Source organism: Micromonospora sp. NPDC050495, from assembly GCF_040655175.1.
Taxonomy (GTDB): Bacteria; Actinomycetota; Actinomycetes; order Mycobacteriales; family Micromonosporaceae; genus Micromonospora.
The window spans coordinates 1-19,386 of record NZ_JBFAJK010000022.1; the positions used below are offsets into that span (position 1 = coordinate 1).

Annotated in this window: 22 protein-coding genes; 16 read left to right on the forward strand and 6 right to left on the reverse strand. The window is 75.1% G+C overall.

Annotated elements, in window-relative coordinates:
• Window positions 1-124: 124 nt before the first annotated feature.
• Both AB0I11_RS20975 and AB0I11_RS20980 read right to left on the reverse strand, forming a co-directional pair.
• Window positions 125-1,279 carry a glycosyltransferase gene (locus AB0I11_RS20975; RefSeq protein ID WP_357322776.1) on the reverse strand — a complete coding sequence of 385 codons (1,155 nt, stop codon included), beginning with the start codon at window positions 1,277-1,279 and terminating at the stop codon, window positions 125-127.
• 28 nt (window positions 1,280-1,307) lie between these two features.
• Window positions 1,308-2,288 carry a glucosyl-3-phosphoglycerate synthase gene (locus AB0I11_RS20980; protein ID WP_357323059.1) on the reverse strand — a complete coding sequence of 327 codons (981 nt, stop codon included), beginning with the start codon at window positions 2,286-2,288 and terminating at the stop codon, window positions 1,308-1,310.
• A 248-nt stretch (window positions 2,289-2,536) separates the two neighbouring features.
• Between AB0I11_RS20980 and AB0I11_RS20985 the strand changes: the two genes are divergently transcribed.
• The 5 genes from AB0I11_RS20985 (at window position 2,537) to AB0I11_RS21005 (ending at window position 8,574) form a co-directional block, all read left to right on the forward strand.
• On the forward strand, window positions 2,537-3,577 hold the full coding sequence (locus AB0I11_RS20985; RefSeq protein WP_357322779.1) for a Gfo/Idh/MocA family oxidoreductase: 1,041 nt from the start codon (window positions 2,537-2,539) through the stop codon (window positions 3,575-3,577).
• A complete protein-coding gene (locus AB0I11_RS20990; RefSeq protein ID WP_357322781.1) occupies window positions 3,570-4,658 on the forward strand; it encodes a zinc-binding alcohol dehydrogenase in 1,089 nt (362 codons plus the stop codon). Before AB0I11_RS20985 ends, AB0I11_RS20990 begins: the two co-directional genes overlap by 8 nt.
• Before the next feature lie 108 nt (window positions 4,659-4,766).
• The gene (secA2, locus tag AB0I11_RS20995) at window positions 4,767-7,061 is read left to right on the forward strand and encodes an accessory Sec system translocase SecA2 (RefSeq protein ID WP_357322784.1); all 2,295 of its coding nucleotides are present in this window, start codon (window positions 4,767-4,769) and stop codon (window positions 7,059-7,061) included.
• A 192-nt stretch (window positions 7,062-7,253) separates the two neighbouring features.
• Complete coding sequence (locus AB0I11_RS21000; protein WP_357322787.1) at window positions 7,254-7,994, forward strand: GAF and ANTAR domain-containing protein; 741 nt, start codon at window positions 7,254-7,256, stop codon at window positions 7,992-7,994.
• A gap of 76 nt (window positions 7,995-8,070) precedes the next feature.
• Window positions 8,071-8,574 carry a DUF2231 domain-containing protein gene (locus tag AB0I11_RS21005; protein ID WP_357322790.1) on the forward strand — a complete coding sequence of 168 codons (504 nt, stop codon included), beginning with the start codon at window positions 8,071-8,073 and terminating at the stop codon, window positions 8,572-8,574.
• Window positions 8,575-8,601: 27 nt separating this feature from the next.
• Here AB0I11_RS21005 and AB0I11_RS21010 read toward each other — a convergent pair whose 3' ends face one another.
• Entirely contained in the window at window positions 8,602-9,549 is a 948-nt protein-coding gene (locus AB0I11_RS21010; RefSeq protein WP_357322792.1) for a DUF3500 domain-containing protein, read from the reverse strand.
• A gap of 37 nt (window positions 9,550-9,586) precedes the next feature.
• Window positions 9,587-9,979: an ankyrin repeat domain-containing protein gene (locus AB0I11_RS21015; protein ID WP_357322795.1), complete on the reverse strand. Its 393-nt coding sequence runs from the start codon at window positions 9,977-9,979 to the stop codon at window positions 9,587-9,589.
• A 68-nt stretch (window positions 9,980-10,047) separates the two neighbouring features.
• On the opposite strand from AB0I11_RS21015, the gene AB0I11_RS21020 reads away from it, so the two are divergent.
• The 9 genes from AB0I11_RS21020 to AB0I11_RS21060 all read left to right on the forward strand — a co-directional run bounded on the left by AB0I11_RS21020 (window position 10,048) and on the right by AB0I11_RS21060 (window position 16,102).
• Complete coding sequence (locus AB0I11_RS21020; RefSeq protein ID WP_357322798.1) at window positions 10,048-10,425, forward strand: signal peptidase I; 378 nt, start codon at window positions 10,048-10,050, stop codon at window positions 10,423-10,425.
• A 110-nt stretch (window positions 10,426-10,535) separates the two neighbouring features.
• Complete coding sequence (locus tag AB0I11_RS21025; protein ID WP_357322801.1) at window positions 10,536-10,988, forward strand: cysteine dioxygenase family protein; 453 nt, start codon at window positions 10,536-10,538, stop codon at window positions 10,986-10,988.
• A 62-nt stretch (window positions 10,989-11,050) separates the two neighbouring features.
• Window positions 11,051-11,539 (forward strand): rhodanese-like domain-containing protein, encoded by a 489-nt coding sequence (locus AB0I11_RS21030; protein ID WP_357322804.1) that lies wholly within the window; start codon window positions 11,051-11,053, stop codon window positions 11,537-11,539.
• Window positions 11,540-11,643: 104 nt separating this feature from the next.
• Window positions 11,644-12,216 (forward strand): winged helix-turn-helix domain-containing protein, encoded by a 573-nt coding sequence (locus tag AB0I11_RS21035; protein WP_357322807.1) that lies wholly within the window; start codon window positions 11,644-11,646, stop codon window positions 12,214-12,216.
• A 300-nt stretch (window positions 12,217-12,516) separates the two neighbouring features.
• Window positions 12,517-13,125, forward strand: coding sequence for a winged helix-turn-helix domain-containing protein (locus AB0I11_RS21040; RefSeq protein WP_357322810.1), 609 nt, complete (start codon window positions 12,517-12,519; stop codon window positions 13,123-13,125).
• Window positions 13,126-13,186: 61 nt separating this feature from the next.
• The gene (locus AB0I11_RS21045) at window positions 13,187-13,816 is read left to right on the forward strand and encodes a uridine kinase (RefSeq protein WP_357322813.1); all 630 of its coding nucleotides are present in this window, start codon (window positions 13,187-13,189) and stop codon (window positions 13,814-13,816) included.
• Between the two features lie 242 nt (window positions 13,817-14,058).
• Complete coding sequence (locus AB0I11_RS21050) at window positions 14,059-14,457, forward strand: TraR/DksA C4-type zinc finger protein (RefSeq protein WP_357322816.1); 399 nt, start codon at window positions 14,059-14,061, stop codon at window positions 14,455-14,457.
• Between the two features lie 48 nt (window positions 14,458-14,505).
• On the forward strand, window positions 14,506-15,378 hold the full coding sequence (locus tag AB0I11_RS21055) for a DUF72 domain-containing protein (RefSeq protein WP_357322819.1): 873 nt from the start codon (window positions 14,506-14,508) through the stop codon (window positions 15,376-15,378).
• Between the two features lie 295 nt (window positions 15,379-15,673).
• On the forward strand, window positions 15,674-16,102 hold the full coding sequence (locus AB0I11_RS21060; RefSeq protein ID WP_357322822.1) for a DUF2267 domain-containing protein: 429 nt from the start codon (window positions 15,674-15,676) through the stop codon (window positions 16,100-16,102).
• Here the strand turns inward: AB0I11_RS21060 and AB0I11_RS21065 are convergent.
• On the reverse strand, window positions 16,059-16,895 hold the full coding sequence (locus tag AB0I11_RS21065) for a DUF72 domain-containing protein (protein ID WP_357322824.1): 837 nt from the start codon (window positions 16,893-16,895) through the stop codon (window positions 16,059-16,061). The genes AB0I11_RS21060 and AB0I11_RS21065 overlap by 44 nt on opposite strands.
• A 224-nt stretch (window positions 16,896-17,119) precedes the next feature.
• Here AB0I11_RS21065 and AB0I11_RS21070 point away from each other — a divergent pair, with 224 nt between their 5' ends.
• Window positions 17,120-17,407 (forward strand): hypothetical protein, encoded by a 288-nt coding sequence (locus tag AB0I11_RS21070; protein WP_357322828.1) that lies wholly within the window; start codon window positions 17,120-17,122, stop codon window positions 17,405-17,407.
• 3 nt (window positions 17,408-17,410) lie between these two features.
• Window positions 17,411-18,688 (forward strand): cupin domain-containing protein, encoded by a 1,278-nt coding sequence (locus tag AB0I11_RS21075; protein WP_357322832.1) that lies wholly within the window; start codon window positions 17,411-17,413, stop codon window positions 18,686-18,688.
• 129 nt (window positions 18,689-18,817) lie between these two features.
• Here AB0I11_RS21075 and AB0I11_RS21080 read toward each other — a convergent pair whose 3' ends face one another.
• Window positions 18,818-19,240, reverse strand: coding sequence for an MmcQ/YjbR family DNA-binding protein (locus tag AB0I11_RS21080; protein WP_357322836.1), 423 nt, complete (start codon window positions 19,238-19,240; stop codon window positions 18,818-18,820).
• Between the last annotated feature and the right edge of the window lie 146 nt (window positions 19,241-19,386).

Consider the following 19,386-nt stretch of genomic DNA (forward strand, 5'->3'; position numbering starts at 1 on the left):
ACCACGAGGGTGCTCCTTCGACCAGGCGAATCAATTGGTGTGGAAACCGTGATCCTCCTGCTCAGGAGCACCCTCATTCACTCGACACGCCCGACGCCGAAGCCGAGTACCGGTGGATCCAGGCTCAGGCGGGCAGCAGCGGGCGGGTGGCGAGCTGCCGGACCTGCTCGTACAGGGCCACGTACCGCTGCGCCATCAGCTCCGGGGTGAACCGGGCCGCGGCCTCCCGGCGGCACTCGTCCGGATCGAGCAGACCGGCGGCCAGCACCAGCTCGCCCAGCTCCTCCTCGTCGCCGGCGAGCAGCCCGGTGCGGCCGTGCGTGATCAGCTCGGGCAGACAGCCCCGGGCGGTGGCCACCACCGGCGTGCCCAGGGCCAGCGACTCGACCACCGCCGTGCCGCCCGGCTCCTCCCAGCGCAGCGGGAACAGCGCGGCCCGGGCCCGGGCCAGCAGGTCGTCGCGCTCCCGGCCGGCCACCGTGCCGACCCAGCGGACCAGGTCACCGTCCACCCATGGCGCGACCTCGTCGTAGAAGAACCGCACGTCCGGGTTCTGCCGGGCCTCGTCGCCCGCCGCCGCCAGGTCCTCCGGCCGGTGGTACGGCCCCACCGGCCCGGCCAGCACCAGCGGGAAGCCGACCTGCCGGGCCAGCCGGGCGCCCAGGTCCTGCCCCTTGCCGGGGTTGATCCGGCCCAGCACGACCAGGTGGTCGCCCTTCTCCACGGCCGGCCGGCGGTCCGCGTCGACCGCGAGCGGCGTGGACAGGTGCACATGGCCCACCGAGTGCTCGCGCAGCGCCCGGGGCGCCCGGGCGAGCTGCGCGGCGGAGACGCCGTTGACCCGGACCCGCTCGCCGCCGTCCAGGTTGCCGTACAGCTCGGGGTGCTTGGCCAGGTCCCAGTGCAGGGTGTGCAGCGCCGGCGGCGCGTCCGGCCCCATCGCGGTCAGCGTGGCCAGCCCGACCGCCTCCACGTGGTCGTGCACCAGGTCGATGTCGTCGCGGCGGCGCAGCGCGCGGACCACCCCGTTGAGGTGGGCCTGGGAGATCCCGCACACCTGGTTGTACGGGCGTTGCAGGGCGTGGAACTGGCCGTCCGGGAAGACCGAGAGCCGCTCGTCGACCGGCAGCGTGCTGCTCTCCACCGAGGCGAGGACCACCCGTACGCCGAGCTTGCGCAGCTCCGGCACGAGGGTGGCGATGACGTTCTCGATGCCGCCGTAGCCCGGGGGCGGGACCGACAACCAGGGACCGGCGTTCATCAGCACGGTGAGAGTCATCCGGCGCTGCTCCTTCGCTCGGCGGCGGTCACGCCGCGACCCGCCGCTGGGGGACCCGGTGGCGCATGTGCGCCAGCGGCGGCCGTTCCTCGATCGAGACGTCGCTGACCACGATCTCGCGGTCCAGGTGGGGCAGCGCCTCCGAGCCGCCCCGCCGGAACTGGGTGAGCAGCGCGGTGGGCATCGCGCCCGGAGCCGCCCAGCCGCGCCGTTGCAGGCGGGCCCAGACGGTCAGCAGGATCTGTGCCGACATCCGGCCCAGCGCCGCGGTGTCCTGGTGCCGGTGCTTGCGCTCGCCCAGGTCCACCTGGGCCAGGGCGTCCAGCCCGACCAGCTCCAGCAGGTCGATCAGCATGGCCGTCTCGACGCCGTACCCGGAGACGAACGGCACCTGTTCCAGCACCTCGCGGCGGCCGGCGTACTCACCGGCCAGGGGCTGCACGAAGCCGGCCAGCTCCGGCCAGAACAGGTTGAGCAGCGGTCGGGCCATCAACTCCGTCACCCGCCCGCCGCCGTCGGCCTCCACGCCGGCCGTGCCGATCAGCGGGCGGTGGTAGAAGCCCTTCACGAAGTCGACCGACGGGTCGGTCAGCAGCGGGCCCAGCAGCCCGGTGACGAAGTGCGGCCGAAACTCCCGCAGGTCCGCGTCGATGAACGCCACCACGTCACCCCGGGCGGCCGCGAGTCCGGCCCAGAGCGCGTCGCCCTTGCCGGTGAGCCGGGGCAGCCCGCGGGTCATCGCGTCCTGGCCGACGACCTCGGCACCCGCCGCCCGGGCCACCTGCGCGGTCCGGTCGGTGGACCGGGAGTCCACCACGATCAGCTCGTCCACCAGCGGGACGCGGTCCATCAGGTGCTCGCGGACCGTCGACACGATCGCGCCGACGGTCGCCTCCTCGTTGCGCGCCGGCAGCACCACGCTGACCCGGCTGTCGCCCTTGGCCCGCAGCAGCCGCCGCGCGGGCCAGTCCTCCGCCGACGTGGTGCGGTACGTGGCCCAGGCCTCCACCACCGGTGAGACGATCGTTTCTCTGTCCCGCACGGGCACACTCCCAGGTTTCGTGGCGGAAACGCGGCTCCTGGTTTGCCCAGTGCCCGGCCCCGCTAACCGGATCCTGCCGAACAGCGTGATCACGACCGGCGCGCTGGTCGGTTCCCTGCCGGTGAACGTTGCATTACGGCCGCGTCCGCGTTTGGCGGCGCTCCCACCAGGGGAGTGCTGTCGGCAGTGTGTCAGCAGCGGCGGGAGGGCCAGGAATGCGCGCATGCCGGGTGGGACTGGTAGGGGCCGGTGGGGTGGCGCAACGCCACGCCCGGGTGCTCACCGGCTTCGAGGACGTGGCGTTGGTCGGGGTGACCGACGTCGCCCGGGACGCCGCGGCGGCCCTCGCCGAGGCGTACGGCGGGCGCGCCTTCGCCGACGTGGACGGGTTGCTGGCGGCCGGCGTCGACGCGGTCTACGTGTGCGTGCCGCCGTTCGCCCACGGCCCGGTGGAGGAGGCGGTGATCGCGGCCGGCGTGCCGATGTTCGTGGAGAAACCGGTCGCCGTGGACCTGGAGACCGCCGAGCGGATCGCCGGCCTGGTCGAGCGCCGGGGGCTGCTCACCGGGGTCGGCCACCACTGGCGTTACCTGCACGTGGTCGACCAGGCCCGGCAGCTGCTGGCCGGCCGGCCGGTGCGGATGGTCAACGGGGCCTGGCTGGACAAGGTGCCCCCGGTGGCGTGGTGGGCCCGGCGGGACTCCTCCGGCGGGCCGGTCGTGGAGCAGGCCGCGCACGTGCTGGACCTGGTCCGGCTGCTGGTCGGCGAGGTGACCGAGGTGACCGCGTACGGCGACGGCACCCCACCGCCGGTGGCGGACGCGGACATCGACTCGGTCACCGCGGCGACGCTGCGCTTCGCCTCGGGCGCCGTCGGCACCCTGGCGGCGGCCTGCGTGCTCGGCTGGAAGCACCGGGCCGGCCTGGAGATCCTCGCCGACGGGCTGGCCCTGTCGCTGGCGGAGGACGGCCTGACCGTCTGCGACGGCGCGGGTGAGCGGCACCTGCCCGCCGACCCGGACGGGGCCCGGGTCGCCGTCGACCGGGCCTTCGTCGACGCGGTCCGCGGCGTCGGCGACGACGTCCGGGTCCCGTACGCCGAGGCGCTGCGCACCCATCGGCTCGCCCTCGCGGTGGCCGAGTCGGCCCGGGCCGGGCGTCCCGTGGCGCTGCCCACCGGGCCGGCCGCCCGGCTCACCGCGGCCGTCGCCGACGCGGCGCCGACCGAGCCGGCGGGGGTGGCGCTCGATGCGTGACCGGGTGCTGGTGGTCACCGGCCCGGGCCGGGTCGAGCTGGTCGAGCAGGACGCGGCCGAGCCGCGCGACGGCACCTTCCGGGTGGCGACGCTCTACAGCGGGGTCTCGGCCGGCACCGAGCTGAGCTACGTCAAGGGCAGCAACCCCTACCTCCACCTCACCTGGAACGCCGAGCTCGGCCTCTTCCAACCGGGGACGGCGAGCACCCCGTACCCGGTGACCCGGCTCGGCTACATGCAGGTCGGCCGGGTGGTGGAGAGCCGCACGCCGGCCGTCGCCGTGGGCATGGTCGGCGCGATGACCTACGGCCACCGCAGCGGGTACCTGGCGGACCCGCTCGCCGAGCGCTTCGTACCGCTGCCCGCCGACCTCGACCCCCTGCTCGGCGTCTACGTCGCGCACCTGGGCCCGATCTGCGCCAACGGGCTGCTGCACGCCGCCGCCGACCTGTACGGCAGCGGGGTCCGCTCGCTCGGCGACGGTGTCCGGGGCCGGCGGGTGGCGGTGGTGGGCGCCGGCGTGGTCGCCCTGCTCACCGCGCTCTTCGCCCGGCGTCACGGTGCCGCCTCGGTGGTGGTGCTCGATCCCACCCCGGCCCGGCGGCGGGTGGCCGAGGCGCTCGGTCTGGAGACCCTCGACCCGGCGGCGGACGACCCGGCCGTGATGCTCAAGACCCGGTGGCCGCACGCCGCCGGCGACCGCGGCGCCGACCTGGTCTTCCAGTGCCGCGGTCAGGCCTGGGCGCTCCAGCTGGCGCTGCGCCTGCTCCGCCCGCAGGGCACCGTGATCGACCTGGCCTTCTACCAGTCCGGCGCGGACGCCGTCCGGCTGGGTGAGGAGTTCCACCACAACGGCCTGGCGGTGCGCTGCGCCCAGATCGGCCGGGTGCCGCGCGGGCTCGCCCCCGCCTGGGACCGGGAGCGGCTCTCCGCGGCGACCATCGAGCTGCTGCGCCACGACGGCGACCTGATCCGCGCGCACCTCGTCTCGGCCGTGGTGCCGCTGGAGGAGGCGCCGGCGCTCCTCACCGACCTGGCCGAGCGGCGCCGTGCCGACCTTCAGGTGGTCTTCACCGGCTGATCATCAAACCGCGCTGAGCTGCGCAAACGGCCACGAATCCGGACACCGCTCGGCGCCCGCGCCGGGCGGGGGTCACAATCGGCTCCGGTTCGCGTACCGTTGCCGCTCATGGGTGTGTCGCAACGGTTGAAGACCAGGTTCCGGCGGTTCCTCCAGCGCCCGGGAACGACGGTCGACCTGGCCCCGCTGGAGAAGCTGCTGCCGGCCATCGAGGCCCGCGAGGCGGAGCTGGAAAAGCTCTCCGACGCCGAGCTGACCGAGGCGGCCGGGCGGGCCGAGGGGTACGAGGAGATCTGCGCGATCGGCCGCGAGGCGGCCCGCCGCGGCCTCGACCAGCGGCCGTACGACGTCCAGCTGCTCGGCGCCATGGCGCTGCTCTCCGCCAAGGTCGCCGAGATGGCCACCGGTGAGGGCAAGACGCTGACCGCCACCATCGCCGCGTACGGGCACGTCCGGCTGGGGAACGGCCCGGTGCACGTGCTCACCGTCAACGACTACCTGGCCCGCCGCGACGCCGAGTGGATGGCGCCGGTCTACACCCTGCTCGGGCTCACCGTCGGCTGGGTCAACGAGGCCTCCACCCCGGCCGAGCGGCGTGCCGCGTACGGCTGCGACGTCACCTACGTGGCGGTCAGCGAGGCCGGCTTCGACTTCCTCCGCGACCAGCTCGTCACCGACCTGGCCGACCGGGTCCAGCCGGCGCTGAAGACCGCCATCGTGGACGAGGCCGACTCGATCCTCATCGACGAGGCGCGGGTGCCGATGGTGCTCGCCGGCGCGGTCCCCGGCGAGCAGGACCCGGTGCACGCGGCCGCCGCGCTGGTCCGCGGGCTGCGCAAGGGCAAGCACTACACGATCGCCGAGGACGGCCGCAGCGTCGCCTTCACCTCCGCCGGCCTGGCCACCGTCGAGGCCAAGCTCGGCGGCATCGACCTGTACGACGAGGAGCATGTCGGGCAGCTCTCCGCGGTGAACGTGGCGCTGCACGCGCACGCCCTGCTGCACCGGGACGTGGACTACATCGTCCGGGACGGCTCGGTCGAGCTGATCGACGAGATGCGCGGCCGGGTGGCCCAGCGCCGCCGCTGGCCGGACGGTCTGCAGGCCGCGGTCGAGGCGAAGGAGGGCCTGGACGCCACCGCCGAGGGTGAGGTGCTGGGCACCATCACCGTGCAGGCGTTCATCGCGCTCTACCCGACGGTGTGCGGCATGACCGCCACCGCGGTCCTGGTCGGCGACCAGTTGCGCGAGTACTTCGGCCTCGAGGTGGCGGTGATCCCGCCGAACACCCCGTGCGTGCGGGAGGACGAGCCGGACCGGATCTACGCCACCCGGGCGGAGAAGGAAGAGGCGCTGGTCGACGAGATCAGCCGCTGCCACGAGGCGGGGCGGCCGGTGCTGGTCGGCACCCTGGACGTCAAGGAGTCGGAGGGGCTGGCCGCCGCGCTCAACGCCGCCGGGGTGTCGTGCGTGGTGCTCAACGCCAAGAACGACGACGAGGAGGCGGCGATCATCGCCGAGGCCGGCGCGTACGGCGCGGTGACGGTCTCCACCCAGATGGCCGGCCGGGGCGTCGACATCCGGCTGGGCGGCAGCGACCAGGCCGACCGGGAGCGGGTGGCGGAGCTGGGCGGCCTCTACGTGATCGGCAGCGGCCGGCACGACAGCCGCCGGGTCGACGACCAGCTGCGCGGCCGGGCCGGCCGGCAGGGCGACCCGGGCGGGTCGGCCTTCTTCGTCAGCCTGGAGGACGACCTGGTCGTGCGGCACGCCGGTGACACCGTCCCGGCGTCGCCGCGGATGAACGCCGACGGCCTGGTCACCGACCCGCAGGTCGACTACGCCGTGGAGCACGCCCAGCGGGTCGCCGAGGGCGTCAACCACGAGATCCACCGCAACACCTGGCGCTACAGCCAGGTGATCGAGCAGCAGCGCAAGGCGCTCGCCGAGCGCCGGGAGCGGTTGCTGACCAGCGACATCGCCGCGCTGATGCTGCTGGAGCGGGTGCCGGAGAAGGCCGGCGAGATGGACGAGGACCTGCTGGCCGAGGTGGCCCGGTCGATCGCGCTCTACCACCTGGACCGGCTCTGGGCCGAGCACCTGGCCGAGCTGTCGGAGGTGCGCGAGGGCGTGCACCTGCGCGCGCTGGGCCGGCTCGACCCGCTGGACGAGTTCCACCGCAGCGCGGTCCCGGCGTTCAACGCGCTGGTCCCCGAGATCGAGGCGCGCACGATCGCCACCTTCGAGGAGACCGAGTTCGAAGAGGGCTGGGAGCCGGACGCCGCGAAGCTGGTCCGGCCGACCGCCACCTGGACCTACCTGGTGCACGACAACCCGTTCGGCTCGGAGTTGGACCGGCTGATCGCCTCGGTGGGGCGCCGGTTGATCTCCGGCTCGCGCTGACCCGTCGCCACGGGGTCCCGTCCGGCCGGAAACCGCGCCGGATGGGACCCCTTTGCGCGGTTTCGGGAGGAGTTTGCGAGGGTAGTAGGCCGGGTCCTCGAGTCAGGGAGTGCAGAGCGTAATGCGACAGGCAATGGCGCCGGACCGTGCCACCGCGTGGTGGCACCCGCGGTCGGTCGGGATCGTGGCCCGGTGAACCTCGACACGCGGGGCTCCATGATCGATACGCTCGGCGTGCTGGAAACCGCCGGACTGCTGCGCGAGCTGACCGCCGGCCTGATCGCCGTGCGCGACTTCGACGAGGCGCTGCACCAGCTGGTGCGGATCGCCCGGGACGCCGTATCCGGGGTGGACTGCTGCGGCTTCACCGCGCTGCGCGCCGGCGAGCCGGCCGGGGTGGCCGCCTCCGACCCGGCGCGGGCCGAGCTGGACGACCTCCGGCACGGGCCGGACACGCCGGCGCTGACCGCCATCCGGCGCCGCGAAATGATCATCGCGCAGGACCTCGACCGGGAGACGCGCTGGCCCGGCTGGACCGACCGGGCGCGCGGGCTGGGCGTGCACGGGGTGATCTCCGCGCCGCTCGACGTCGACGACCAGGTGGTCGGCGCGATCAACCTGTACACCGCGTCCGGTGCGGCGCTCACCACCCGGCACCAGCTCACCGCGATGCTGCTCGCCGAGCATGCCGGCCTGCTGCTGGCCGCGGTCCGCGACCGGGAGCGGCAGGCGGCGCTGGCCGGCCAGCTCGACTCGGCGCTGCTGGAGGAGGGCGTCGTCGGCCAGGCCGTCGGTGTGATCATGACCCAGCGCGGCTGTGCCGCGCCGGAGGCGCTGGACGTGCTCCGCAGCGCCGCCTCCTCGTTGGACATCCCGCTGCGCGAGGTGGCCGAGCGGCTGGTGCTCACGGTCTCCCGACCCCGGGACAACTGAGCGACACTCGTTTCGCCCTGGTGGGCCCCGGGTAGCACCCTGGACTGGTGAGCTGCGCGGACCTGGGGAGGAACCGATGGAGAGCCGACTGCGGGTGCAGGGGCACCCCATCCAACCGATGCTGGTGACGTTCCCGTTCGGGCTCTTCGTCAGCGCGGCGGTGTTCGACCTGGCCGACGTCGCCGGCGGCCCGGCCTTCCTCGGCGAGGTGGGTTACTGGACGGCCGTGGCGGCCCTGGTCGCCGCCGCGCTCACCACGGTCGCCGGGATGGTCGACCTCTGGGACGTGCGCGCCGACCGCACCCGCCGCACCGCCGTCACGTTCAACCTGGTCAACGCCGCGATGGCGGCGCTGTTCCTGCTGACCTGCCTGATCCGGGCGCGAGCGCCGCAGCGGGGCGCGACCGGCGTCGAGCTGGCCACCGAGGTGCTCGCCCTGGCGGTCGGCTCGGTCGGGGTGTGGCTGGGCGCCCGGCTGATGCGCCAGTTCGACCGGCGCCGGACCGCCGAGCCGAGCGGCTTCGAGGCGCTGCCGGACATCCCCGGCTCCACCGTGGAGATCATCCGCCCCCGCGCCTGACCCGGCCGGCGCCGACGCGCTGCCGGCTCAGTGGGCGGTGGCGTGGTGGGCGGCGAGGACGTCGGCGCCGAAGTCGCTGGCCGGGCGGCGGAGCACGGTGTGCGCGTGGTTGCCGTCGTCGGTGGTGTTGTCGTACTCGATCAGCAGGTCCTCGCCCTGGACCCGGTAGTAGTGGCGCTGGCCGGGCTGGGTCGGGCCGGCCCAGGCGAAGTGCAGCGCGGCGCCGGCGAGCCGGCCGGCCTCGCGGGCGGCCAGCTCGGGCGGGAGCCGGTCCAGGTAGAGCGCGACGAGCTGGTCCAGCAGCGCCCGGCCGGTGGCGCCGAGCCGGCCCCGGGGCACCCCGAGCGGTTCGAGCCGGCCCGGCGCGGTGGGCCGGGTAGCGCTGATGATGTCGGCCGGCGCGTCCGCCGCGACGATGGCGGCGGCCCGGCCGGCCGGCCCGAGCGCGTCGAGCAGTTCGCGGGCCAGGTCCTCCTCCGGCCCGAGCGGGCGGGACACCGGTCGGCCGGCGTGTCGGACGGTGGCCGGGTTCGCGCCCAGGAAGAGCGGCGCGGGGGAGACCTGGTCGTCGACCACGGTCATGGTCACCGACAGGTGGTGGCCCTCGAACCGCCACCCCCACCGGTCGTCCCGGGCCGGGTCCCCGAAGATCGCCACCCAGTAGTCACCGCTGTGTCGGCCGCGCCGCCAGCCTTCGGCCCGGTCGAGCACCTCCTCCAGCGCCGTCACCGCCATGGCCTGCGCGTACGCGGCCGGACTGAGCGCGGTGGCGAGCAGCCGGTGCGCCGCCTTGCGGCCGGTGACGTCCAGGCCGGCCAGGGCCACCCCGGGCCGGGGGCGCGGCCGGTACTCCAGCCAGCGGCGGGCCGCGTCGTCGGTGAAGTCGTGCCGGGCACGCTGCCGGGCCGGCTCGTCGAGCGCCGCCAGCAACGCGCCGGCCGCCGTGCGCATCTGCTCGGGTACGGGATCCTCCACCGCCCTTGTATACCGCCCGCGCCGGCCCGACGTGCGGTCAGCCGCGACCGAGCAGGGTGAGCATCTCGGGCAGGTCGAAGAAGCGGGCCACCGCCACCGCCGACGGGTCGCCCCGGTCGGGGTCGGCGCCGGCGTCGACCAGCGCGCGGACCGTCTCCGGATTCCGCCGGAACACCGCCGCGCCGAGCGCCGTCTGCCCCCGGTCGTTGGTGCGGGTGTGGTCCGCGCCCCGGGTGAGCAGCGCGGCCACCGTCTCCGGGTGGGCGTGGTACGCGGCCAGGATCAGCAGGGTGTCGCCCTTGGCGTTGGTCAGGTTCACCGGTAGGCCGGCGTCCACCTGCTCGACCAGCTCCCCGGTCGCCCCGTCGCGCGCCAGGTCGAACATCCGGTGTGCGAAGGCGAGCGTCTCGGCGTCGAGTTCGTCGGGCATCCGTCCAGGTTAGTGGGACGCCCGCCGGTCCGGCCTGGTAGCTTGCCCAGCCGGCAGGGGAGGGGACGATGGACGATCGGGTGTACGTCGGCAACGCGGCGGTGGACGGCGCGACCGATGCCGGCTGGCTGCTCGGTCACTTCAAGCCACCGGGCGACGTCCGGCACAGCACGGAGGTCGAGGTGAAGTGGGGGGTGCACCCGGCGGGGGAGACCCGGTCCCGCTGGGCCACCGCCGAGCGGCGTACCGCCCTGCTGGTCCTCGTCAGCGGCGCGTTCCGGATCGAGCTGCCGGACCGCACGGTGCTGCTGCGCGCTCCCGGTGACTACGTGGTCTGGGGGCGGGGGGTGGACCACTCCTGGTACGCGGAGCGGGAGTCGGTGGTGCTCACCGTGCGCTGGCCCTCGGTGCCGGGCTACCGGGTGGGCCCGCCCGTGCTGCGCTGACCGCGCGGTGGTCGCCGTCCCGGCATGCGGTATAACCTACTAAACCTATAGGACTTACCGGCTAGAGTGACGGGGCACCCGCCGCCCGTACCCGTGAGGACGTACCGCCGATGAGCCGCACCGACCCGTCCGACCTGCTCGCCGTCGCCGCCCGCTGGGCCGACCCGACCGGTTGGCCGGTCCCGCTGCGCTTCGACCGCGCCGAGCGGTGGTACGCCCGGCTCGCCGCCGGCGACGCGCACGAGGTGTGGGCGTTGAGCTGGCTGCCCGGGCAGGGCACCGACCTGCACGACCACGGCGGCTCCGCCGGGGCCTTCCTGGTCGTCGCCGGCACCCTCACCGAGGAGACGGTCAGCGGCGGCCGGCTTCGCCCGCACCGGCTCGCCCCCGGCGTCGGGCGGCGCTTCGGCCCGCGCCACGTGCACGTGGTCACCAACCGCGACCGGCTGCCGGCGGTCAGCGTGCACGTCTACCGGCCCGCGCTGCGCCGGATGACCCGCTACCACCTGGTCGCCGGCCGGCTCCGGGCCGCCGAGGTCGCCGAGGCCGGGGTGGCCTGGTGACCCGGCCACCGCACCGCCCGCACGTCCCGCCCCCGACCGCCGCCGCCCGAAAGGACGCACCGATGCCGACCCCGACCCCCGCCCCGCGCTGTCCAGGCCCGCCACCCGGCTCGCGCGGCATCGACGAGATCCTCGCCGCCGCCCGCGCCCGGCTGCGCCGGCTCGACCCGGAGCAGGCCCACCTCGCCCACCGGGGCGGCGCGCTGCTGGTCGACATCCGCCCCGCCGGCCAGCGCGCCGCCCACGGCACCGTACCCGGCGCCCTCGCCGTGGAACGCAACGTCCTGGAGTGGCGGTTCGACCCGCGCTGCCCGGCCCGGCTGCCCGAGGCCGTCGGCTACGACCTGCCGGTGGTGATCCTCTGCCAGGAGGGCTACACCTCCTCGCTGGCCGCCACCGCCCTCCAGGACATCGGCCTGCGCCGGGCCACCGACGTGGTCGGCGGGTTCGCCGCCTGGCGCATCGCCGGGCTGCCCACCCTCGGCCCCACTCCGCCGCTCCGACCCTCGTCCGCCGCGCCCCCGGTCACCGCCGGCCGGGCGTACCGCTGACCGCCACGCCCGTCCGGCGTGGCGGGCGACGGCTTCAGGTCGTGGCGCGGCGCAAGACGCGCCGAGCCGAAGCCGTCGCAGCGACCGCCAGCTCAGGAGGCACCATGTCCGTCGTCGCCATCGCCCCGCGCCGACCCGGCCGCCCCGACCGGGCCGGGCCGGGCCGACCGCGCACCGCGTCCACCCTGACCATCACCGTCGACCTCGGCGTCGCCGGCCCGCTCACGCCCGGCCTGGCCCGGCTGGTCGACCTGCTCGACGAGCTCGCCGCCAGCGGTGAGGGCGTGTTCCGCGCCGCGGACCCCGCCGTCCGCCCGGTGCGCGACCCGCGACCCGGCACCGCGCCGCCCACGCCGGAGGCGCCGGACGACCCCGGCACGGTACGGATCCTCGCCGGCACCCGGGTGGTCCGCCAGGACGGCTGGGAGGTCCCGCTCACCCGGATCGAGTACGACCTGCTCCTCTTCCTCGCCGAGCACCCCCGCCGGGTGTTCACCCGGCGGCAACTGCTGGCCAGCGTCTGGGGCTACGAACACGCGGTGGCCCGCACCGTGGACGTCCACGTGCGCCGGCTGCGCGCCAAGCTGGGCCTCCGCACCCCGCTGGTGACCACCGTGTACGGGGTGGGCTACCGGCTCGCCGACGAGGCCCGGATCGTGGTCGACCACGGTCGCTGAAACCGGTCGCGGCCCGGCGCGGCGTACCCGGTCCCCGGGTGCGCCGCGCCTCGTCATGGCGGCGTCCGGGCGCCGTACCGCCCGTGGTGAATAGGCAGGACCCCCCGTAACGGGTCAACTCGCCGCTCTGCTGTAATCATCTGGCCTCGTACGCAGAGCGAGCATCCGGCTCCGATGTGTTCGTCAATTGTCACATTCATGCAACGCAGCCGCCCCTTGACCCTCGCACAGGCGCCGGGAAGCATCGATGAAGCGGCGTCCCGGGCCGTGGGGACAATCCCGGATCAGCCAAGGAGGACCATGTCGGTCAGCCCCGCCTCGTCGCGCGCCGGATGGCATACGTCCCAGCCCGCGGTCCCCGGCCGGCCCCCCGGCGGCCAGCGCCGACCGGCCAACACCGGCGGACCCGTGCTCACGGTGACGCTCAACATCCCGCTCGCCTGCGAGGAGTCGCTGACCCCGGCCGCCCGCCGGCTCCTGGACGCCGCCCGCGAGCTGCTCGAACGCGGCGACGCCGTGGTCTCCAGCGGCCCTGCCCCGGTGGAGCGTCGACCGGATCCGGTGCCGGCCGGGCGGTCCCCGGGCCGTCCCTTGGCGCCCACCATCCCGTCGCTGCACATCCTGGCCGCCTCCCGGTCGGTGCTGCGCGACGGCGAGCCGCTGCCGCTCACCCGGCTCGAGTTCGACCTGCTGCTGCACCTCGTCGCCCACCCCCGCCGGGTGTTCACCCGGCTGCAACTGCTCAACGCGGTCTGGGGCTACGAGCACGCCGGCGTCCGCACCGTCGACGTGCACGTACGCCGGCTGCGCGGCAAGGTCGGGGTGGACGTGCCGCTGGTCACCACCGTCTACGGCGTCGGTTACCGGCTTGCCGACGACGCCCGGGTCACCGTCGACCGCAGCGGCTGACCCGCCGGCCCGCTCGCGCCCAGCCCGTCGGCCCGGCCGAGCCGGCAGGCAGGATGGACGGATGCGCGTCCGTCCGATCAGCCCCGAGCGACTCGTCACCGAGCTGGCCGACCGGCTGGCCGGCACCGAGGTGCCCGGACGGCTCCGGGTGGCCGTCGACGGGCCGCCGGCCGCCGCGCCCGAGGTGCTGGCCGCCGCCCTGATCGACCCGTTGCGTGCCGCCGGCCGCCCGGCGCTGCACGTCCGCGCCGCCGATTTCCTCCGCCCCGCCTCGGTCCGCCTCGAACACGGCCGGACCAATCCGGACGCGTACTACGAGGGCTGGCTCGACGAGGCCGGGCTGCGCCGCGAGGTGCTCGACCCGGCCGGCCCGGACGGTTCGGGCCGGCTGCTGCCCTCACTCTGGGACGTCGCCGCCGACCGGGCCAGCCGGGCCGGGTACGTCGAGCTGCCGGCCGGCGGGGTGGTGCTGGTCAGTGGTGCCCTGCTGCTCGGCGGCGGGCTGCCGTTCGACGTCACCGTGCACCTCGTGCTCTCCCCGCCGGCCCTGGACCGGCGCACTGACCCGGAGCTGCGCTGGACGCTGCCGGCCTTCGCCCGCTACGCCGACGAGGTGGACCCGGCCTCCTTCGCCGACGTGGTGGTCCGGGCCGACGACCCGCGCCGCCCGGCCCTGGTCGAAGCCGGCTGACGCCCCGGAGAGCGCCGATCCGGACAGCCGCTCGGTCGACCGGACGGACCGGCACGGACCGCCCGGCGCAGGCAGGCACGAACGGCCGGAAAGAACGCGTACCGCGCCGGTTTGATCCGCCGACCGGGTGGGTAATCGCCCGGCTCACAGAGCACGGGTGATCTCGCCCGGGCTTCCCATCGGAGACGTCCGGGGCGCGTGCGCCCCGGACCGGCATGAGGCCCCAGGAAAGGCAGGCAGCGATGCTCGTACACGACACGGTGACCACGGGTCGCTCCCCGGCGGAGGTCGACCGGATCCGGCAGTCCCTGCAGTCGCGGTACGACGAGCTGACCGCGGAGTACGACCAGGCCGTCCAGCAGAGCCAGGTGCTGCGGCTGGTCGAGATCGGCGACACCGCCGGCGACGACCAGGCCGACAGCGGCACCAAGACCGCCGAGCGGGACACCGCGCAGTCGCTGCTGCGTACCATCCTGGACCGGCGCGCCCAGTTCGAGCACGCGCTCACCCGCCTGGAGGAAGGCACCTACGGGTTCTGCGAGGGCTGCTCCGCGCCGATCCCGGTGGAGCGGCTGGAGATCTTCCCGTCGGCCACCGCCTGCGTGTCCTGCAAGCAGACCCGGGAGCGGCGGGCGGCCTGACCGGCCGCCCCGGTTGCCGGTCGGTCCCAGACCAGGTGGACTCGCCAGATGGGTGAGATAAAGGTGGGCACCGCCTCGTGGACCGACCGGACCCTGCTCGACTCCGGGTGGTATCCGCAGACCGCGGACACCCCGGAGAAGCGACTGGCGTACTACGCCCGGCAGTTCCCGCTGGTCGAGGTGGACGCCACCTACTACTCGCCGCCGGCGGAACGCACCGCACGGCTGTGGGCGGAGCGCACCCCGCCCGGCTTCACCTTCAACGTCAAGGCGTTCAGCCTGCTCACCGGGCACCCGACCCGGGTGAGCGCGCTCTACAAGGACCTGCGCCCGGAGACGGAGAAGAAGAACCTCTACCCGGACGACCTGCCGGCGCAGGCGTACGAGGAGGTCTGGACCCGGTTCCTGTCCGCCCTCGACCCGCTGGTCGAGGCGGGCAAGCTCGGCGCGATCCTGTTCCAGTTCCCGCCCTGGTTCACCATCAAGCGGGACAACAAGCAGTACCTGCTCGAGGTGGCGAAGCGCTGCGCCCCGCTGCGGCCGGTCGTCGAGTTCCGGCACGCCTCCTGGTTCGACGGGGACAATGCCGAGGAGACCCTCGGTTTCCTGCGCACGCACCGGCTGCCCTTCGTCTGCGTGGACATGCCGCAGGGGCACCGGTCGTCGGTGCCCCCGGTGCTGGCGGCCACCGCGGAACTCGCGGTGGTCCGCTTCCACGGGCACAGCGACAAGTGGACCAGCAAGGACATCCACGAGAAGTTCGGCTACGACTACTCCGACCGGGAGCTGCGCGACTGGGCGCCGAAGCTGCGCGAGCTGGCCGGCGAGGCGGAACGCACGCACGTGCTCATGAACAACTGCTATCGGGACTACGCCCAGCGCAACGCGACCACCCTCGCGGGTCTGCTGGACGCCGGCTGAGGCTTCACCCGCCCCGGGTGAGGCCGGCTCACCCCGGCCCTCGCCAGCATGGACGGTGTGTGCGGTCCGTCGACCGACGCGACCGCGCGGCCGAGGAGGAGGTGGGCCATGACGGTGCGAGTCGTTGCGGATCGACGCCGCGGCGGGGTGCTGCACGTGGTCGGGCGGTCCGACGCGCCCCGGCGCGGCGAGCGGCCCGGTCGGATCAGTCCGACCCGGCTCTGGCGGGGGCCCAGCGGGCCGCCGCGACGCACCGACGACCGACGCTGGGAGACCGATACACGGGGGTGGGCAGATGGCTGAGCAGGTGATGTCGGCGTTCGAGTCCTCGCTGGACAAGACCAACGTGATCCTCAAGGAGATCGAATCGGCGTACGGCTGGCCGAAGGAGCAGCGCAACCAGTCGTACGCGGCGCTGCGCACGGTGCTGCACCTGCTGCGCGACCGGCTGCCGGTGACGGAGAGCGCCGAGTTCGCCCAGCAGTTGCCGGTGTTGCTGCGGGGCATCTACTTCGACGGCTGGCAGCCGGAGAACGTGCCGATCAAGCTGAACCGGGACGACTTCCTCTACGAGGTCCGGCAGGGCTTCCCGTACGACGTGGAGGGCGGCCCGCAGCGGGTGGTGCAGGTGGTGCTGGACACCCTGCGCCGACACGTGACCCAGGGCGAGTGGCAGGACGTCAAGTCGTCGATGCCGCGGGACCTGGGCGCGATGATCCCGTGACCGGCACCGTCCCGGCCCGCTCCACCGTACCGGTGGGGCGGGCCGCCGGCGTGCGGGTCACCGGCCGGCCGGCCCGCCGGGCCAGCGCCGCGAAGGCCACCGCGTCGACGATCGCGGCGCCGCCGGGGTCGTTGTTGAAGTAGACGTACGACGGCTCGTCGGGGCCGAACGCGTCGGCCAGCCGGCGTACCCAGGTGGCCAGGGCGGTGCGGCCGTAGCGCGGCCAGGGCCGGGCCCGTCCCTCGTGCAGCCGCAGGTAGCCGAAGTCGGTGGTCCGCCACAGCGGGGTGACCGGCCGGCTGCCCCGGTCCGCCCAGACCAGCGCGGCGCGGCGGCGCTCCAGCACCCGCCGGACGTCGTCGGTCCACCAGGACGGGTGCCGCGGCTCCACCGCCACCCGCACCTCGCCGGGGAACAGCCGCAGCGTGGCGTCCAGCGCCGCCGGGTCGGCGCGCAGGTTCGGCGGCAGCTGCACGAGCACCGGCCCGAGCCGGTCGCCCAGCCCGCCGGCCCGGTCCAGGAAGCGGGCCACCGGCTCGGCGGGCTCGCGCAGCCGCTTGATGTGGGTGAGGTAGCGGCTCATCTTCACCGCCACGCAGAAGTCGTCCGGGGTCCGGTCCCGCCACGCCACGAAGGTGTCCCGCTCGGGCAGCCGGTAGAACGCGTTGTTCACCTCCACCGTGGCGAACCGGGCCGCGAAGTGCTCCAACCAGCCCCGCTGCGGCAGCTTCGCCGGGTAGAAGCGTTCCCGCCAGTCGCGGTACTGCCAGCCGGAGGTGCCGATCAGGAACATCGCCCACCTCCCGCCGCGCCGCCCGCACCGCCATCCTGGCACCGGTCGGCGGTGTCCGCCGGGCGGGCGTGCACCGGACGCCACCGGGCGGGGCGCGGCGAACCGTCCGTACCGGCGGGTTCCGGCGTCTACCGTGTGGTTAGAGCAGATCGCGCGTGGGGTAGGAACCCGCTGCACGACGGACCCCGACGCACGGGCGGGGCGGCACACCCGAGGGAGCACCCATGGCACTCAACGACGACGACATGCAGACCACCGGCGGCGGCGGGCTGGAAGGCCCCGCGGACGGTGGCGCTACTCCGGGCCAGCAGGACGGCGGTGCCGACGGCGGCGCGGACCGGGGCGCGGAGCGCGGCGCCGATCGCGGCGCGGACCAGGGCGCCGAGGGCCCGGCCGACGGTGGTGCGACCCCCGGCCAGCAGGACGGTGGCGCGGACGGCGGCGCCGAGGGCCCGGCCGACGGTGGCGCGACGTCCGGCCAGCGTGACGGCGGCGCCGACGGCAGCGCCTGACCCATGACCACGACGCACCTCGTCCCGCCGGGCGGCCACGGCCGCCCGGCGGTTCCGTCTGCCGCGGCGGCGGCGCTGGCCCGGTGCGTGGCGGTCGAGCCGGCCAAGTTCGCCGCCGACCACTGGGGGCGCAGCCCGCTGCTGTCCCGCGCCGCCGAGCTGTCCAACCCGGCCGGCTTCCGCGACCTGCTCAGCCCGGCCGACGCCGACGAGCTGCTCAGCCGGCGCGGCCTGCGTACCCCGTTTCTGCGGGTGGCCAAGGACGGCCAGCTCGTGCCCGCGGCGCGCTGGACCGGCGGCGGCGGCGCGGGCGCCGAGATCGGCGACCAGGTCCTCGACGAGCAGATCCTGGCCCTGTACGCCGACGGTGCCACCCTGGTCCTGCAGGGCCTGCACCGCATCTGGCCGGCGCTGGTCGACTTCGCCCGCGACCTGGGCCTCGCGCTGGCCCAGCCGTTGCAGGTCAACGCCTACCTGACCCCGGCCGGCAGCCAGGGCTTCGCCACCCACTACGACACCCACGACGTGTTCGTGCTCCAGGTCGACGGCCGCAAGCACTGGCGGATCCACCCGCCGGTGCTGCCGGACCCGCTGGAGAAGCAGCCCTGGGGCGGGCGGGCCGACGAGATCGCCGCGACCGCCGAGGGCCGGCCCGCGCTGGACGTGGTGCTCCAGCCCGGCGACGCGCTCTACCTGCCGCGCGGCTGGCTGCACAGCGCCCAGGCGCAGGAGGCCAGCTCGCTGCACCTGACCGTGGGCATCCGGGCGCTGACCCGGTACGCGCTGGTCGAGGAGCTGCTGGCACTGGCCGCCGAGGATCCCCGGCTGCGCGCCGGGCTGCCCTTCGGCCTCGACGTTGCCGACCCGGACGCCATCGAGCCGGAGCTGACCGAGACGGTGGAGGCGCTGCGCGACTGGCTGCTGCGGGCCGACCCGGCGTCGCTGGCCGCCCGGCTGCGCGCCCGGGCCTGGCCGGCCGCCCGCCCCGCGCCGATCCGGCCGCTCGCCCAGGCCGCCGCGCTGGCCGCGCTCGGCCCGGACAGCCGGGTGGCGGTCCGCGCCGGCCTGCGCTGGCAGCTCGCCCCGACCGGCGACGGCAGGGTGGCGCTGCGCCTGTTCGACCGCACCGTCACCCTGCCGGGCACCTGCGAGCCCGCGCTGCGGGCGGTGCTCAGCGGCGACGTCACCCGGGTGGGGGACCTACCCGGCCTGGACGACGACGCCGACCGGCTGGTCCTGGCCCGCCGCCTGCTCAAGGAGGCGGTCCTCACCCCGGCCTGAGAAGCGGGGTTGCGGTTCGGCGGTCACGACCCCGAGCCCCGCACAGGTCGCGCGCCGGTTCGTTGGGCTCCTGCGTTCGGTCTACGCGGCGGCGGTTCCGGATCGGCTCCTCGGCCCTGGCGCGGGCCGTCAGCCTGCCGGCCGGGCCCCGCCGGGTTCGTCGGTGGCGGCGGTGCGGTGGGCGGCGGCGAGGCGCTTCGGGGCGCGCGCGTACCACGCCTCGGTGATCAGCTCGGTCAGCTCGGCCACGTCGATCCGGTCGAGGCGGACCAGCACGGCGGGGTGGCCGTCGAAGTGCGGGGTGGTGAAGTAGACCGCCGGGTCGTCGGCGTGCAGTGCCTCCTTCGCGCCCAGGTCGGGCACCCGGGCGCCGAGGATCGGACCGTCCGGCGCGGCGTCGCCGAGGGCGGCCCGGTCGGGCGCGTGCAGCGGCCGCTCCCAGACGAAGATCTTGTCGCGTACCCGCCAGGCGGGCCGGTCGTCGTAGCTGCCCCGCTCGCTGGTCTCCGGCAGCGTGAGCGCGATCCGGCGTACGTCGTCCCAGGTCGCCATCGCCCGACCATACGCGGCCCGGGGCGGGTGGACCGTCCCGTGCGGCGTGGCGGCCGGTCGCCGTCCGGCCCGCGCCGCGCTCGCGTCCCCCGGTGCGCGGGGTGCGACTGGCAGACTGGCCGGACGGCCCGGCAACCGGATGGAGC

What these genes read in the sequence shown, in the direction of transcription:
- AB0I11_RS21065 (WP_357322824.1), bottom strand. Translation starts at nt 16,895, where the DNA reads ATGTTCCTGATCGGCACCTCCGGCTGGCAGTACCGCGACTGGCGGGAA.
- AB0I11_RS21015 (WP_357322795.1), bottom strand. Translation starts at nt 9,979, where the DNA reads ATGCCCGACGAACTCGACGCCGAGACGCTCGCCTTCGCACACCGGATG.
- AB0I11_RS21070 (WP_357322828.1), top strand. Translation starts at nt 17,120, where the DNA reads ATGGCACTCAACGACGACGACATGCAGACCACCGGCGGCGGCGGGCTG.
- AB0I11_RS21005 (WP_357322790.1), top strand. Translation starts at nt 8,071, where the DNA reads ATGGAGAGCCGACTGCGGGTGCAGGGGCACCCCATCCAACCGATGCTG.
- AB0I11_RS21030 (WP_357322804.1), top strand. Translation starts at nt 11,051, where the DNA reads ATGCCGACCCCGACCCCCGCCCCGCGCTGTCCAGGCCCGCCACCCGGC.
- AB0I11_RS21025 (WP_357322801.1), top strand. Translation starts at nt 10,536, where the DNA reads ATGAGCCGCACCGACCCGTCCGACCTGCTCGCCGTCGCCGCCCGCTGG.
- AB0I11_RS21040 (WP_357322810.1), top strand. Translation starts at nt 12,517, where the DNA reads ATGTCGGTCAGCCCCGCCTCGTCGCGCGCCGGATGGCATACGTCCCAG.
- AB0I11_RS21060 (WP_357322822.1), top strand. Translation starts at nt 15,674, where the DNA reads ATGGCTGAGCAGGTGATGTCGGCGTTCGAGTCCTCGCTGGACAAGACC.
- AB0I11_RS21080 (WP_357322836.1), bottom strand. Translation starts at nt 19,240, where the DNA reads ATGGCGACCTGGGACGACGTACGCCGGATCGCGCTCACGCTGCCGGAG.
- secA2 (WP_357322784.1), top strand. Translation starts at nt 4,767, where the DNA reads ATGGGTGTGTCGCAACGGTTGAAGACCAGGTTCCGGCGGTTCCTCCAG.
- AB0I11_RS21020 (WP_357322798.1), top strand. Translation starts at nt 10,048, where the DNA reads ATGGACGATCGGGTGTACGTCGGCAACGCGGCGGTGGACGGCGCGACC.
- AB0I11_RS21045 (WP_357322813.1), top strand. Translation starts at nt 13,187, where the DNA reads ATGCGCGTCCGTCCGATCAGCCCCGAGCGACTCGTCACCGAGCTGGCC.
- AB0I11_RS20990 (WP_357322781.1), top strand. Translation starts at nt 3,570, where the DNA reads ATGCGTGACCGGGTGCTGGTGGTCACCGGCCCGGGCCGGGTCGAGCTG.
- AB0I11_RS20975 (WP_357322776.1), bottom strand. Translation starts at nt 1,279, where the DNA reads ATGACTCTCACCGTGCTGATGAACGCCGGTCCCTGGTTGTCGGTCCCG.
- AB0I11_RS20985 (WP_357322779.1), top strand. Translation starts at nt 2,537, where the DNA reads ATGCGCGCATGCCGGGTGGGACTGGTAGGGGCCGGTGGGGTGGCGCAA.
- AB0I11_RS21050 (WP_357322816.1), top strand. Translation starts at nt 14,059, where the DNA reads ATGCTCGTACACGACACGGTGACCACGGGTCGCTCCCCGGCGGAGGTC.
- AB0I11_RS21055 (WP_357322819.1), top strand. Translation starts at nt 14,506, where the DNA reads ATGGGTGAGATAAAGGTGGGCACCGCCTCGTGGACCGACCGGACCCTG.
- AB0I11_RS21035 (WP_357322807.1), top strand. Translation starts at nt 11,644, where the DNA reads ATGTCCGTCGTCGCCATCGCCCCGCGCCGACCCGGCCGCCCCGACCGG.
- AB0I11_RS21075 (WP_357322832.1), top strand. Translation starts at nt 17,411, where the DNA reads ATGACCACGACGCACCTCGTCCCGCCGGGCGGCCACGGCCGCCCGGCG.